Below are 13,852 nucleotides of genomic sequence, written 5' to 3' on the forward strand. Positions count from 1 at the left end.
CAGGCTCGGCCCGACGGGGGGACGGCACCTGGCCGCGGTGTCGTGAGGAGTGGGGCCCGGAGGGTCCCGCGACGAGCGACGGTCAGGCTCGGCCCGACGGGGGGACGGCACCTGGCCGCGGTGTCGTCCGGTAGGACGACGGTGTCACAGCGCGGCGGTGACGACGGCCTTGGCCTCTTCCTGCACCTGGGCGAGGTGGTCGGGGCCGCGGAAGGACTCGGCGTAGACCTTGTAGACGTCCTCGGTGCCCGACGGGCGGGCGGCGAACCAGGCGTTCTCCGTGGTGACCTTGAGCCCGCCGATCGGCGCGTCGTTGCCCGGGGCGCGGGTGAGCTTGGCGGTGATGGGCTCGCCGGCCAGCTCGGTCGCCGTCACGTCCTCCGGCGACAGCCTGCCCAGCGCCGCCTTCTGCTCGCGGCTGGCCGGGGCGTCGACGCGGGCGTAGGCCGACTCCCCGTACCGCTCGGTCAGCTCGGCGTGCAGCTGCGAGGGGGACCGTCCCGTCACGGCCTGGATCTCGCTGGCCAGCAGCGCGAGCAGGATGCCGTCCTTATCCGTCGTCCACACGCCGCCGTCCCGCCGGAGGAACGAGGCGCCGGCGGACTCCTCGCCGCCGAAGCCGACCGACCCGTCGAGCAGCCCGGGCACGAACCACTTGAAGCCGACCGGGACCTCGACCAGCGGCCGGCCGAGGCCCGCCACCACCCGGTCGATGAGGGACGACGAGACCAGCGTCTTGCCGACGGCGGTGTCGGGGGACCAGCCCTCGCGGTGGGCGAAGAGGTAGGCGATCGCTACCGCGAGGAAGTGGTTGGGGTTCATCAGCCCGCCGTCGGGGGTGACGATGCCGTGCCGGTCGGCGTCGGCGTCGTTGCCGGTGGCGATCTGGAACTGCTCCCGCTTGCCGATCAGCGAGGCCATGGCGCTCGGCGACGAGCAGTCCATGCGGATCCTGCCGTCCCAGTCCAGCGTCATGAACCGCCACGTGGGGTCGACCAGCGGGTTGACGACGGTGAGGTCGAGCCGGTGCCGCTCGGCGATCGCCGCCCAGTAGTCGACGCCGGCCCCGCCGAGCGGATCGGCCCCGATGCGTACGCCGGCGTCGCGGACCGCGTCGAGGTCGAGCACCGACGGCAGGTCGTCGACGTAGTCGCCGAGGAAGTCGTGCGCCTGCGCGGTCGCCCGGGCTCGGGAGAACGGCACGCGCCTGACACCGTCCAGCCCGGCACGCAGCAGCTCGTTGGCGCGGTCGGCGATCGCCTTCGTCGCGTCGGTGTCGGCCGGGCCGCCGGACGGCGGGTTGTACTTGAAGCCGCCGTCGCGGGGAGGGTTGTGCGACGGGGTGACGACGATGCCGTCGGCCAGCCCCGAGGTCCTGCCCTGGTTGACCCGCAGGATCGCGTGGCTGACCGCCGGGGTGGGCGTGTACCGGTCGGCGGAGTCGACGAGCACGGTCACGTCGTTGGCGGCGAGCACCTCCAGCGCCGAGGCCCAGGCCGGCTCGGAGAGGGCGTGCGTGTCCCGGCCGAGGAACAGCGGCCCGTCGTACCCCTGGCCCGCGCGGTACTCGCAGATGGCCTGGGTGGTGGCGAGGATGTGCGCCTCGTTGAACGCCCGGTCGAACGCCGATCCGCGGTGCCCGGAGGTGCCGAAGGCGACCTGCTGCGCCGGCTCGGCCGGGTCCGACTCGAGCGTGTAGTAGGCGGTGACCAGCGAGGCGACGTCGATCAGGTCGCTGGGCTGGGTGGGCTGTCCGGCGCGGGGGTCGGTCATGCGCCGATCCTGGCCCTGCACCGGCTGCCCCCGCGACCCGGTGGGCACGGGGCCGGCTGCGGGGTGCCCGGGCCGCCGGCCGGCTCAGACGGAGGAGGCGACGCCGATGAACAGGAACAGCAGCAGGAACCCCACGCCGACCCAGCCGAGCACGATGCCGGCCGTCGCCATGCCGCCCCCGGTCTCGCCCCGCTCGCGGATCTGCTTCTTCGCGACGTAGCCGAAGACCAGCGCCAGGATGCTGCCGATCCAGTACAGCCAGAGGATGCCCAGGACCATGGAGGCGATGGCCAGCCCGTTGGTGCGCTGCGGCGGCGGGTAGGCCCAGCCGTACGGCTGGCCGGAGGTCCCCGGCCAGCCGCTCCCCGGCGGGAGCGGGGCCTGGTACCCGTAGGGCGGCGGGTACCCGCCGCCGTACGGTGCCTGCTCCTGCCCCCACGCGGGCGGTGTGCCGTACGGGTCACCGGCACTCTGGGGGTGCGCACCTCCGTGTGCCATCTGCTCGCTCCTGATCACTGCGTCCGGCGGTCGACCACATGGTGACGGCCGGTCAGGAGTTGCGGGGCGCGGCGCGCAGCCCGGCCACCCCGACTGGGGAGAGCATGGACGAGGAGGTCTACGCCGGATCGGCGGCGTTCGCTCCCTCCAGGGCGGCGGCCACGGCTACGAACTCGGCCAGCGCGGCGGTGAGGTCGTCGATGATCTCCCGGGCGATGACCTCGGGTGCGGGCAGGTCGTCGACGTCCTCCAGCAACGCTTCCTTCAGCCCGGTGATATCGAGGTCGGCAGCCGGAGCAGCGTGTGCACGTAGTCCCGCAGCAGCTTGTGCCGGATGGTCTCGCCCGCACCGCCCTCGAAGAGCACGTTGTCGGGGAGGACGACGGCCGCGCGGCCGTTCCTCGCCAGCTCGTCGACGGCACCGCCCGGCTGGCGGCGTGCTTCTCGCCCCCGGCCCTGGTCGCGGGACTCTTGTCAGGGACTCGAGCAGCGACTGCGGAAGACCCCCGCCGCCGGAGGGAGCCCTCCGGAGCCAGCCTTGCCCGGAGTCATGGGAACGCTGGCCACCGGCGATGCAAGGAGGTGTGCATCCGGCCCGAGATTCTCACCGATGTGCCGCTTGACCTGCGAGTTCTGTCGTACCCCCGCCGTATGTTCGACCTGTCGATCCGGTGCCGGACCGTGGGAGGAGGGCGAGGTGTCCGAACTGCGCTCCGCCCTCGACGGGCTGGCCGAGCTCGACCTCGCCGAGCTGTCCGACGACGCGCTGCTCGACCTGGTCGGTGAGCTGTCGGTCACCGCTAACCGGGTCGCCGCCGCGCTGACGTCCGCGGTACGAACGGCCGACCGCCGGGAGTCCTACCGCCGCGACGGCGCGGTGTCGATGAAGGGCTGGCTGCGCGGCAGCTGCCGGCTGGCACCGGCCGAGGCCACCGCGATCGTCTCGACCGGGCGCCGGCTGGAGCAGTTGCCCGCGACGGCCGCCGCCTTCGCCGCAGGCGAGATCACGGCCACGCACGCGCGGGCGATCACCAAGGCCATGACGCCATCTCGGGTTGCCAAGGCGGCCGAGGCGGGCATCGAGCTGGGGGAGACCGATCGCATCCTGGCCGAACTGGCCCGGCAGACGGCGCCGGAGGAGACAGCCAAGGGTGTGGCGCGCTGGGTGGCCGGGGTCGACCCCGACGGAGCGCTCGACGACGCGGCCGACACCCGCCGCCGGTTCACCATGGCCTCCGGCCTCGACGGCCGGGTGCACCTGCGCGGCGACCTGGACGCTGTTGGCGGCGAGTACCTGCACACCGCCCTGGCCGCGCTGATGAACGGCGACCGCCCAGCGGGCGACACCCGCGGCCACGCCGAGCGGCAGGGCGACGCGCTGGTGGCCCTCGCCCGCGGAGCCCTGGACGGCGGCTCGCTGCCCGACGTCCGCGGAGAACGTCCGCACGTGCGGGTCACGATCGACTGGATGGCCCTGTGCGCCGAGCGCGGCGCCCCCGGTGTGGCCGGCGGCGAGCTGGGCTGGGCCGGGCCGATCACCCCGGAGACGGCGCGCCGGCTGGCCTGCGACGCCAGCGTCGCCCGGGTCATCGTCGGGCCGAACGGGCTGCCGCTGGACGTCGGCCGCGCCCAGCGCACGGCCAACGCGGCCATCCGGCGGGCGGTCGAGATCCGCGACGGTCACTGCGTCTTCGCCGGCTGCGACGCCCCGCCGGAGTGGTGCGACTACCACCACGTCGTCCACTGGGCCCACGGCGGCCCCACCAGCTGCGACAACGGCGCGCTGCTGTGCGAGCGGCACCACACGTCGGTACATGAAGGCGGCTTCGCCATCGCGCGCGACCCCGGAACGAGCCACTGGCACACGTACCGACCCGACGGCACCGAGATCCTCAGCCGGGCCGGCCCCTGACCACGGCGGCGGCTCGCCGCCGTTCCGTTCCCAGCCGGCCCTTCGATGCCGGTCCTCACCTCACTGGCGCGAGCAGGTCAGTCGCCTGCTGCGCGGCGATCTCCTCGACGATTTCGGTGTCCGTGCTGCGCCCGGTCAACCGCCCGGAGAAGGCCGCCTCCAACAGCGCCCGGCGCAGTGCCTTGGACCGCTCACGGCCGAGACGCAACCCCTCGGACAGCCGCACTGCAGCCTCCTGAACCTCCGTGTGACGGCGGGCGATCGCCTCCTGCTCGGCCTCGGGGACCCACGGAACCCGGACGACGAGGAGGTTCTTCTGCGAGACGTTGCGCATCGAGTCGCTCGTCCCGGTCGCCACCGCGGAGATCTGCCGGCGGGCTCGGTGCCGACAGCTCTGTCACCAGCCACTCCCGGTTCACGTCCGAGCGAGGAGCCAGGCGGAGGCTCTTGTCGCTGAGCAGTCGCCGCTGGGGCGTGGCCCGGACCAACACCGGTGCACCGACGTAGGCGGTCGTGTTCGCACGACTCACGAGAACGTCACCTGGGGCGATCTCGAACCTCGGGTCCACCCGGTCCGCCAGGCCAGGTTCGCCCGGGCCTCCGTCCTGAACCGCCCAGCCCGCCATCAAGAGTCGTCGGTCGATGAGCACGCGCGCACGCTGCTCAGCGGTCAGCTGACTGGCGTTCCCCATGCCGGCCATGTCATCGGCACGACAGGCCGTTCCGGCTACGGAGTGCGGTGACGCCACCGGCGTCCCGTCGGTCGGATCCGCAGCCGAATGGGTGCGGCCTAGCCTGGTCGGGTGCTCGATGCGGAGATCAGCCGGCTGTCCGACGCCACGATCCGGGACATCGTCGGTGCCGATACGTACCGTCGCGCCGTCGCCTACGTCCGTGACGAGCGGGTCTCTGACATCACGATCCAGCGGGGCCGGGGACTGCTGTTCGCCACGGTGCAGGGCACGGATCAGGCCCCGTACTCCGTGATCGTCACCTTCACGGACGGCTGGTGGTACGGCGAGTGCACCTGCCCGGTCGGCGAGGACTGCAAGCACGTCACCGCCGTGATGCTGGCCGCTCGCGATGCGCTGCGCGGTTCCGGCCCGGTGGCCGCACCGGCCTGGGAACGCTCGCTCACCGACCTCCTGCAGGCCACGACCAGCTCACCGGCATCCGGCACCCCGATCGCGCTGCAGTTCGAGCTGGTCGCCGCCGCGGCGGCGCCGCACGCCTACGGCTCCCGGGCTATGACCTCGACCGGCGGCTCCCTGGTCCGCATCCGGCCGGCGGTGCCCGGGAAGAAGGGCGCCTGGGTCCGCACCGGGATCTCGTGGCGTCAGCTGCAGTACGACTACGGGCGCTCCTCGTTCGTGCCGGCGCACGTCGCCGCCGTCCGGGAGCTCTACGCGACCCACCAGGCCGGCAGGGAGTCCTACTACGCCTACGGGGACGTCCCGGTCCACCTGCACGAGTTCGGTCCCGCGCTGTGGCCGGCGCTGGAGAACGCCGTGGCCAGCGGTGTGCCGCTGGTGCCGGCCAAGGGCAGCCCCGGACCGGTCCGTCTCGCCCAGGCGCCGGCGGACGTCGCCGTGGATCTGCACCGGTCCGCACCGGAGGGCGACGCCCTGCTCGCGCCGGTGGTCACCGTCCAGGGAGCGGCGCTGCCCGCGTCGGCAGCCATGTTCCTCGGCACGCCGGCGCACGGCATCGCGGTCGACGGTGCCCCGGACGGACTGCTGCTCGCGCCGCTGGCCAGGCGGACCACCGCGGCGGTCTCCGGGCTGCTCACCAGGGGCACGAACCTGCCGATCCCCGCCGCCGACGTCGACCGGTTCCTGCGCGACTTCTATCCCGGGCTGCGACGCGTGGTCCCGGTCACCTCGGCCGACCGCTCGGTGGAGCTGCCCGAGATCGTCCCGCCCCGGCTGGCGCTCGAGGTCGGCTACGCACCCGACCACCGCACCACTCTGGCCTGGTCGATGCAGTACGAGACGGGCGGCGAGCGTCGCCGGCTGCCCCTGCACGAGTCGGCGGAGCAGGCGGAGTCGGTGCGCGACCGGCCGGCGGAACACGCGCTGCTCGACGGGCTGACCCTGCCCGGCCGGCTGCTGCCCCCGCTGTGGGACGACGTCGAGCAGCGGCAGCTGGCACCGACGGCCCAGCTGCGCGGCATGGACGCCGTCGTCTTCACCGAGGAGGTGCTGCCCGTCCTCCGGGAGCGGGACGACGTGGTCGTCGAGGAGACCGGCACCCCGCCGGACTTCCGGCAGGCCACGTCGCCGCCACGGATCGAGGTGTCGGCGACCGACACCGGGGACACCGACTGGTTCGACCTGGGTGTCACGGTGACGGTGGACGGCGAGGACGTGCCGTTCGCCGCGCTGTTCCTCGCGCTGGCCTCGGACGAGGAGCATCTGCTGCTGCCGAGCGGAACCTGGTTCGACGTCCGGCGGCCGGAGTTCGAGCAGCTGCGCCGGCTGATCGAGGAGGCGCGGGCGCTGCAGGAGGTCGAGGGCGAGGGGCTGCGGATCAGCCGGTACCAGGCCGGGCTCTGGGAGGAACTGGCCTCCCTGGGGGTGGTGGAGGAGCAGAGCGAGCGGTGGGGGCGCAGCGTCTCCGGCCTGCTCGAGGTCGACGTCGCCACCCCGCCCGCGCCGCCGTCCGGCCTGGCCGCCGAGCTGCGGCCCTACCAGCAGGAGGGCTACGGGTGGCTGTCCTTCCTCTGGGACGCCGGCCTCGGCGGCATCCTGGCCGACGACATGGGGCTCGGGAAGACCGTGCAGACCCTCGCGCTGCTGTGCCGGGCGCACCAAGCCGGGGAATTGACCGCGCCGGTGCTCGTCGTGGCCCCGACGAGCGTGGTGTCCAACTGGGCGCGGGAGGCGGCCCGCTTCGCGCCCGGGCTGCGGGTGGTGACCGTGGAGGCGACCGAGCGCCGCCGCGGCGTCCCGCTGGCCGACGCCGTCGCCGGGGCCGACGTGGTGATCACCTCCTACGCGCTCTTCCGCATCGAGTACGACGACTACTCGGACCTGCCCTGGCGCGGGCTCGTGCTCGACGAGGCGCAGTTCGTCAAGAACCACCAGGCGCGCACCTACGCGTGCGCCCGGCGGCTGCCGACCCCGTTCAAGCTGGCGATCACCGGCACGCCGCTGGAGAACAGCCTGATGGACCTGTGGTCCATGCTGTCGATCACCGCGCCCGGGCTCTTCCCGAACCCGCAGCGCTTCAGCGAGTTCTACCGCGTCCCCATCGAACGGGGCACCGCGCCGGAGCTGCTGGCCACCCTGCGCCGGCGGATCCGGCCGCTGATGCGCCGGCGCACCAAGGAGCAGGTGGCCGCCGAGCTGCCGCCCAAGCAGGAGCAGGTGCTCGACGTCGTCCTCGACCCCAAGCACCGCAAGGTCTACGACACCCACCTGCAGCAGGAGCGCCGCAAGGTGCTCGGCCTGGTCGGCGACCTGAACAAGAACCGGTTCACCATCTTCCGGTCCCTGACCCTGCTGCGTCAGCTGAGCCTGGCTCCCGCGCTGATCGACGAGGAGTACGCCGGCATCCCCGCCAGCAAGGTCGACGCTTTCCTGGAGCACCTGCGCGAGGTGGTCGCCGAGGGGCACCGAGCGCTGGTGTTCAGCCAGTTCACCGGCTTCCTCCGGATCGTCCGCGACCGGCTGGACGGCGAGCGGTTGCCGTACGCCTACCTGGACGGCCGCACCCGCAACCGCGCGGCACGGATCGAGGAGTTCCGCTCCGGCCGGGCGCCGGTGTTCCTCATCAGCCTCAAGGCCGGCGGGGCGGGGCTGAACCTCACCGAGGCCGACTACGTCTTCGTGCTGGACCCGTGGTGGAACCCCGCGGTGGAGGCCCAGGCGGTCGACCGGGCTCACCGGATCGGCCAGGACAAGACCGTGATGGTCTACCGGCTGGTCGCCGCCGGCACCATTGAGGAGAAGGTCATGGAGCTCAAGGCCCGCAAGCAGGACCTCTTCGCCCGGGTGATGGATGACGACGCGCTGCTCTCCGGCCCGCTGACCGCCGAGGACATCACCGGCCTGTTCACCTGAGCTGCCCGCTCGATGCATGTTCCGGTGTATGCGTCGGACCAACATCTACCTGGACGACGCCCAGACCGCCGCCCTCGACGAGATCGCCCGCGCACAGGGCCTCTCGCGTGCAGAGCTCGTCCGACGGCTCGTCGATCGTGGCATCTCGGCCACGCCGGCGGACCTGGAGAGCGATCTGGCTGCCATCCGTGCATCGTTCGGCGTCTGCGCCGACGACGACGTGCCGCCCCGGGGGCCGGACCAGCGCGCCGCCCATCTGGCGCGGGTGCGCCGCGGGTGATCCTGCTCGACAGCGACGTCCTCATCGCCCACCTGCGGGGCGTACCGGCGGCCGGGGAGTGGCTCCTCGTCGCCGGCACTCCGCTCTGCCGGCGTCTTCGGCGCAGTGCCGGCGCGATTCCGCCCGCAGAGGCCGGATCCCGCCGGTGGAGCGGGGCCGGTCAGCGCTCCACGTGGTCGAGGAACCGCCGCAGCGCCTGGAGGAAGACCTCGGGCTGCTGGGAGTGCACCCAGTGGCCGGCGTTCTTGACCCGCACCAGCCGGGTGTTCGGACACAGCTCGTCCATGCGCGCGCGGTCCTGGGGCAGCACGTAGTGCGAGTCCGCCCCGGCGATCCACAGCACCGGCCCGTCGTAGGTCGCGCCCGGCGGCGGATCGGGGAAGCCGCGCAGCTCGCCGAGGTCGCGCTCGAGCAGCTCGAGGTTGACCCGCCAGCGCCAGCCGCCGCCGGCCCCCTCCCGCACCAGCGACTGCAAGAGGAACGAGCGGACCATCCGGCTCGGGACGGCAGCGCGCAGCGCGGCGTCGGCGTCCTCGCGGGTCTCCAGCGCGTCGAGGTCCATGGCCCGCATCGCGGCGATGTAGGCGGCGAAGGGGGATGCCTCCTCGTCCGGGTCGTCGGTGCGGCCGCCGGAGACGGGGTACTCGACCGGGGCGACGTCCACGACGACCAGCGCGCACAGCAGCTCCGGGTGGCGCAGCGCCAGCTGGAGGGCGACCTTGCCGCCCATCGAGTGGCCGACGAGGGTCACCGGCTCCCCGAACGACCCCAGCTCCGTGGCGACCAGGTCGGCCATGTCGACGTAGTCCACCCGTTCGGTCCACGGCGAGTGCCCGTGGTTGGGCAGGTCGAGGAGGGCGACCCGGTGATCGCCGGAGAGGCCCTTGGCGATCGTCGTCCAGTTCTTGCCCTGGCCGAACAGCCCGTGCACGAAGACCACCCGCGGTCCGGCCTGGCCCAGCGTGCGGGCGTGCAGCCGCTCCTCACTGCTCACGGCACGATCTCACCACGCCGCTGCGACGCATCGTGATGCGCAGGCCCACGCGTCATGACGTTAACCTGGGCGGATGCGGACGACGGTCAACCTGGACGACGACGTCATGGCGGCGGTGGAACGGCTCCGTCGGGAGGAGGGCCTGGGCCTCAGCGACGCCGTCAACCGGCTCGCCCGCGCCGGCCTGAGCCAGCGCCGGAGCGCACGTCGCTTCCGGCAGCGCACGACGAGCCTGGAGTTCACCGTGGACGTGCGGAACATCGGCGAGGTCCTCGACCTGCTCGACGAGGTGCCCTGATGCTCGTCGACGCCAACCTGCTGCTGTACGCGGTCAACGACGCCGCGCCGCAGCACGACGCGGCACGCGCGTGGTGGGAGGCGACACTCAACGGTTCCAGCCGGGTGGGGCTGCCGTGGCAGACGATCGGGGCCTTCGTCCGCATCGTCACGCACCCGCGGGTGATCCGCCGTCCCCTGACCGCCGAGGATGCCTGGGGTTACGCCGCCGAGTGGCTCGACGTCGACGTCGTCTGGATGCCACCGGCCACCGAGCGGACCGCCGCCGTCCTCGGCGCCCTGCTCCGGCGGACGGGGGTCACCGGCAACCTCGTCCCGGACGCCCAGCTCGCCGCCCTCGCCATCGAGCACGGCCTCGTCGTCGCGTCCGCGGACAGCGACTTCGCCCAGTTCCCCGACGTCCGCTGGACCAACCCGCTGCAGTGACCCCGCCCGATGGTCATCGTGCGGCGCGCGTGTCACCGACGAGCACCGCGCTGCAGGCCGATGGCGAGGCCGCCGGAGCCGGTGGCCGCCGGGCCGCCGTCACCGAGGCGATCAGCCGCCGGAACACCGAGCAGCTGGCCCGACGACTGGCCACGGACGGCGGGCAGCCGGCGTCCGGGCGCGTCCCGCCGGCTGCGCCGCGCGGCCGCCCTACCGTCGTCGACCGACGATGACGCTGGTCGGCTTCCGCGCCCCGGTCCGCTCCTCGCTCGTTCCTCGCTGCGATGCTCCCGGGGCTGTCAACCGACCGAGGGGGAGCACATCCATGCCCGGACGGCGCCGGCGGACGACGAGCCGCTCGACCAGCACCACCCGCACCCCGACGGCCGCCCGGCGGAAGCCCCTGGCGCGCCACGGTGCGAAGCCGGCGCCCGAGCGGCTGGTCGCCGGCCCGGGGGAGCGGGTGTGGGTGCTCGCCGTCCCGTTCCGGGCGCCGGCGCCGGGCGCGCAGTGGCGACCCGATCTGCAGGTACACGTGTGGGTCGGCCGTGAGCTGCCTCCGGAGCTGGCTCCCTACGACCCGCCGCCGTACACCCTCGAGCGTTTCCTCGAGGACGAGCTCAACGCCACGCCCCGGCCGGTCCCGCCCGGTCGGCCGCTGGTCCCGCGCGAGGAGCAGGCCACGGGCGCGGAGGCCGTCGTCGCCTCCGCCGCGGCCGGTCACCGCGTCTTCCTGCTGGGGGACGACCCCGGGGTGGGGAAGACGGGGACCACCGTCCTGGCCGCCCGGGAGATCTGCGAGACGAGGGGTGGGACGCGGGTCCTCGTCGTGGCCGACCGCCCCGCGGCGATCACCATCCCGCACTGGGCCCGGTCCATCGCCGGCTTCGGCGACGGAGGGCTGCGCTGGTGCGTGACCACGTGGGACCGGCTGGCCAAGGTGTCGAAGCTGCCCTTCGACGTCGTGATCGCCGACGAGGCGCACATGGTCCGGCACACGACGACCCAGCGGTGGAAGCACTGGAAGGCCGTCTCCGGCGCCGGACGAGCCAAGGACGTGCCGTTCGTGATCGCCGCGACGGCGACCCCGGCGCACACCCCGCTCGAGCTGCCCTACCTGGCGCCGCAGCTCGCCCAGCGCGCCGGCGAGCCGATCAGGGCCTGGGCCGACCTGCCCGCGAAGCTGGCCGAGCACGGGTTCCACGTGGAACGTGGCCGCTACGGCTGGGCGTGGACGGAGGACGCCGACGCCCGCCGCGCCGACCTCGCCCGGCTGCAGGGCTGGCTCGACGACGGTGACCCGCCGGCGACCCTCCATCGGTCGGCGCCGTGGGGGCCGGTGTCGGTGACCGGGACGCCGGTGGCGCTGACGCCGGCCGAGCGAGCCGCGTACGAATCGGGCTGGCAGGAGTTCCGGGCCGAGATGCGGCTGGCCCGCCGCGCCCGGCAGACCGCGCGGGGCCGGGCGGCGCTGCTGCGGTTCCGGCAGAAGGCCGGCCTGATCCGTGCACAGGCCACCGTCGACTGGATCCGGGCGCAGGTGGAGGCCGAGCGGCAGGTCGCGGTGTCGGTGGAGTTCGTGGAGACCGCGGCCGACCCGATCCGCGAGGCGCTGCTCGACGCCGGCATCGCGGTGGCGTCGATCTACGGCCGGGACCGGTTCGACGTCGAGGCCGAGCGGCTGCGCTTCCAGACCGGCGCCGCACCGGTGTGCGTCTTCACCGTGACCGCGTCGATCAGCCTGCACGCCGGCGAGCTGCTGCCCTCGGGTCTCACAGCGTCCACCGGGCAGCGGGTCGGACTGTTCCACCAGCCGCGCTTCTCCGGCATCCAGGCCCGCCAGGTGACCGGCCGCACCCACCGCGACGGCCAGGTCTCCCCCTGGCGGGTGGCCTTCGCCGAGGACACCGTGGAGGAGCAGGTCGCGCGGGTGATGGTCGAGCGGCTCGCGGTCAGCGGTTCCACCGCCGGCGCGGACACCTCGGCGCTGCAGCAGATCGCCGAACTGCTCGACGCCGACTGGCTGCCGCCGACCGCGCTCACCGACGCCTGAGCCGGCAGACCCACCTCCGGTTGATCATGGGATTCTTGCTGTGCGACGCCCCATCCGCCGCGTGTCTGCGTGCACCGACCCCATGATCGACAGCATGTGGTCGCGGCGGTACAGGTCTCGGCTACCTGGCCGGGTCGAGGACCCGGTCGAAGACCGCGCCGGTGCCCTGGGCCTGGACGTACTTGTCCACCACGTCGACGAGCGCTTCCTTGGCCGACCACTCCTTCGGGTGGTACAGCCCCAGTGCCGTGTTGAGCGCGACGTCGCCGACGTAGACCACGCCGAAGACGGCGTTGACCGCCTTCTGCCCGCGCAGGCCCCGCGCAGCGGCGACCCCGTACGCCGCTCCCCACATGGTCCCGAGCGCGACATGGGTGACCCAGTTCAGGCGCCGACGGCCGCCGGGAGTGCTCGGGTGAACCGGTGTCACCTTCTCGGCGAAGTCGGCCGGGGCGTAGCTCTCACCGCGCTTGGTGAGCGGCATCTCGACGAGCTTCTGGAAAACCGTCATGACGACGGTCCCGGCCACCCCCGCGACGACGCCGCGCACGATCAGGTCACCGGTCGACACCTGTTTCCTCTTCATCGCGCCCCCCTACCCGGACACCGGAGGCCGACACGGAGACGCAGGACTCCTGTGTCGATCATGGGATCGTTGCCGCCCGCCGCGCCGGGTGGCGGCGTGTCGCCCGCAACGAGCCCATGATCATCGCGGGTTGGTGACCCCGGCTCTTCGAGAGCCGGACGGCCGGGCGGTGTTACGTTCGGGGAGCACGTGGCACGGGGTGTCCCCGACCGGGGACTGAGAGCACACCCGTCGAACCTGCTCCAGTTCACACTGGCGAAGGGATGCCGGCATGTCTTCCGTCGACCTGCGCGCCGCCCGCGCGGCGCTGCACGCGCGCACCCCCCTGGTGCACTGCCTGACCAACACGGTGGTGCAGACGATCACCGCCAACGCCCTGCTGGCGGCAGGCGCCGCCCCGGCGATGGTGGACGCCCCCGAGGAGGCCGGCGACTTCGCCGCGGTCGCCTCCGCGGTGCTGGTGAACGTCGGCACGCTGCATGCGCGCACCGCCGAGGCGATGCGGCTGGCGGTGCGCTCGGCGAACGCCGCGGGAACGCCCTGGGTGCTCGACCCGGTCGCCGTCGGCGGGTTGGTCTACCGCACCGAGCTGGCCACCGACCTGGTCGGGCTGCGTCCCACCGTGGTCCGCGGCAACGCCTCGGAGGTCATGGCCCTGGTCGGCGCCGGCAGCGGCGGCCGCGGCGTGGACAGCACCGACAGCGCCGACGACGCCGCCCGGGCCGCCGCCGAGCTCGCCATCCGCACCGGCGGCGTCGTGGCGGTCAGCGGCGAGGTCGACCTGGTCACCGACGGACGCCGAACCGTCCGGGTCGGCGGCGGCTCCCCGCTGCTGACCCGCACCACCGGCGCCGGCTGCGCGCTGGGCGGCCTGGTCGCCGCCTACGTCGCCGCGACGGAGGACCCGCTCACCGGCACCGTGGCCGCGCACGCGCACGTCGCCGTCGCCGCGGAGCGGGCCGAGATCGG

The 13,852-nt window shown here is 73.5% G+C and carries 15 protein-coding genes and 1 riboswitch; of the genes, 8 read left to right on the forward strand and 7 right to left on the reverse strand.

Annotated elements, in window-relative coordinates:
* Window positions 1–144: 144 nt before the first annotated feature.
* From pgm to E4P41_RS22810, 4 genes are all read right to left on the reverse strand, one after another.
* Window positions 145–1,773: a phosphoglucomutase (alpha-D-glucose-1,6-bisphosphate-dependent) gene (pgm, locus tag E4P41_RS18875; RefSeq protein ID WP_135142785.1), complete on the reverse strand. Its 1,629-nt coding sequence runs from the start codon at window positions 1,771–1,773 to the stop codon at window positions 145–147.
* Between the two features lie 84 nt (window positions 1,774–1,857).
* Window positions 1,858–2,271, reverse strand: a complete 414-nt coding sequence (locus tag E4P41_RS18880; RefSeq protein WP_135142786.1) for a DUF4190 domain-containing protein — start codon at window positions 2,269–2,271, stop codon at window positions 1,858–1,860.
* A gap of 118 nt (window positions 2,272–2,389) precedes the next feature.
* Window positions 2,390–2,527: a hypothetical protein gene (locus E4P41_RS22805; protein WP_209307802.1), complete on the reverse strand. Its 138-nt coding sequence runs from the start codon at window positions 2,525–2,527 to the stop codon at window positions 2,390–2,392.
* Between the two features lie 8 nt (window positions 2,528–2,535).
* A complete protein-coding gene (locus E4P41_RS22810; protein ID WP_280661241.1) occupies window positions 2,536–2,637 on the reverse strand; it encodes a hypothetical protein in 102 nt (33 codons plus the stop codon).
* Window positions 2,638–2,968: 331 nt separating this feature from the next.
* Here E4P41_RS22810 and E4P41_RS18890 point away from each other — a divergent pair, with 331 nt between their 5' ends.
* Window positions 2,969–4,183: an HNH endonuclease signature motif containing protein gene (locus E4P41_RS18890; RefSeq protein WP_167761178.1), complete on the forward strand. Its 1,215-nt coding sequence runs from the start codon at window positions 2,969–2,971 to the stop codon at window positions 4,181–4,183.
* A 55-nt stretch (window positions 4,184–4,238) separates the two neighbouring features.
* Here the strand turns inward: E4P41_RS18890 and E4P41_RS22370 are convergent, their stop codons facing one another.
* The gene (locus E4P41_RS22370; protein ID WP_209307803.1) at window positions 4,239–4,541 is read right to left on the reverse strand and encodes a hypothetical protein; all 303 of its coding nucleotides are present in this window, start codon (window positions 4,539–4,541) and stop codon (window positions 4,239–4,241) included.
* 445 nt (window positions 4,542–4,986) lie between these two features.
* On the opposite strand from E4P41_RS22370, the gene E4P41_RS18900 reads away from it, so the two are divergent.
* Both E4P41_RS18900 and E4P41_RS18905 read left to right on the forward strand, forming a co-directional pair.
* Window positions 4,987–8,247, forward strand: coding sequence for a DEAD/DEAH box helicase (locus tag E4P41_RS18900; protein ID WP_135142789.1), 3,261 nt, complete (start codon window positions 4,987–4,989; stop codon window positions 8,245–8,247).
* Between the two features lie 28 nt (window positions 8,248–8,275).
* Complete coding sequence (locus E4P41_RS18905) at window positions 8,276–8,527, forward strand: CopG family transcriptional regulator (protein WP_135142790.1); 252 nt, start codon at window positions 8,276–8,278, stop codon at window positions 8,525–8,527.
* Between the two features lie 160 nt (window positions 8,528–8,687).
* On the opposite strand, the gene E4P41_RS18915 is transcribed toward E4P41_RS18905, so the two are convergent.
* Entirely contained in the window at window positions 8,688–9,521 is an 834-nt protein-coding gene (locus E4P41_RS18915) for an alpha/beta fold hydrolase (RefSeq protein WP_135142791.1), read from the reverse strand.
* A 73-nt stretch (window positions 9,522–9,594) separates the two neighbouring features.
* On the opposite strand from E4P41_RS18915, the gene E4P41_RS18920 reads away from it, so the two are divergent.
* The 4 genes from E4P41_RS18920 (at window position 9,595) to E4P41_RS18935 (ending at window position 12,297) form a co-directional block, all read left to right on the forward strand.
* Window positions 9,595–9,819, forward strand: coding sequence for a ribbon-helix-helix protein, CopG family (locus E4P41_RS18920; RefSeq protein WP_135142792.1), 225 nt, complete (start codon window positions 9,595–9,597; stop codon window positions 9,817–9,819).
* Entirely contained in the window at window positions 9,819–10,244 is a 426-nt protein-coding gene (locus tag E4P41_RS18925) for a TA system VapC family ribonuclease toxin (RefSeq protein ID WP_135142793.1), read from the forward strand. Before E4P41_RS18920 ends, E4P41_RS18925 begins: the two co-directional genes overlap by 1 nt.
* Before the next feature lie 29 nt (window positions 10,245–10,273).
* Entirely contained in the window at window positions 10,274–10,477 is a 204-nt protein-coding gene (locus tag E4P41_RS18930) for a hypothetical protein (protein WP_135142794.1), read from the forward strand.
* Window positions 10,478–10,569: 92 nt separating this feature from the next.
* The gene (locus tag E4P41_RS18935) at window positions 10,570–12,297 is read left to right on the forward strand and encodes a helicase (protein WP_135142795.1); all 1,728 of its coding nucleotides are present in this window, start codon (window positions 10,570–10,572) and stop codon (window positions 12,295–12,297) included.
* Between the two features lie 121 nt (window positions 12,298–12,418).
* On the opposite strand, the gene E4P41_RS18940 is transcribed toward E4P41_RS18935, so the two are convergent.
* On the reverse strand, window positions 12,419–12,883 hold the full coding sequence (locus tag E4P41_RS18940; RefSeq protein ID WP_135142796.1) for a hypothetical protein: 465 nt from the start codon (window positions 12,881–12,883) through the stop codon (window positions 12,419–12,421).
* 185 nt (window positions 12,884–13,068) lie between these two features.
* Window positions 13,069–13,164: riboswitch (TPP riboswitch) on the forward strand.
* On the opposite strand from E4P41_RS18940, the gene thiM reads away from it, so the two are divergent.
* On the forward strand, window positions 13,155–13,852 hold a 698-nt coding region (gene thiM, locus E4P41_RS18945; protein WP_135142797.1), incomplete at its 3' end, for a hydroxyethylthiazole kinase. Its footprint overlaps the riboswitch before it by 10 nt.

Origin of the sequence: Geodermatophilus sp. DF01-2 (assembly GCF_004571065.1) — a bacterium.
GTDB lineage: Bacteria > Actinomycetota > Actinomycetes > Mycobacteriales > Geodermatophilaceae > Geodermatophilus.

Bases quoted from the DNA above. Each gene is read 5' to 3' on its own strand.
- pgm (WP_135142785.1), bottom strand. From the start codon at position 1,773: ATGACCGACCCCCGCGCCGGACAGCCCACCCAGCCCAGCGACCTGATC.
- E4P41_RS18880 (WP_135142786.1), bottom strand. From the start codon at position 2,271: ATGGCACACGGAGGTGCGCACCCCCAGAGTGCCGGTGACCCGTACGGC.
- E4P41_RS18905 (WP_135142790.1), top strand. From the start codon at position 8,276: ATGCGTCGGACCAACATCTACCTGGACGACGCCCAGACCGCCGCCCTC.
- E4P41_RS18920 (WP_135142792.1), top strand. From the start codon at position 9,595: ATGCGGACGACGGTCAACCTGGACGACGACGTCATGGCGGCGGTGGAA.
- E4P41_RS18925 (WP_135142793.1), top strand. From the start codon at position 9,819: ATGCTCGTCGACGCCAACCTGCTGCTGTACGCGGTCAACGACGCCGCG.
- E4P41_RS18935 (WP_135142795.1), top strand. From the start codon at position 10,570: ATGCCCGGACGGCGCCGGCGGACGACGAGCCGCTCGACCAGCACCACC.
- E4P41_RS18940 (WP_135142796.1), bottom strand. From the start codon at position 12,883: ATGAAGAGGAAACAGGTGTCGACCGGTGACCTGATCGTGCGCGGCGTC.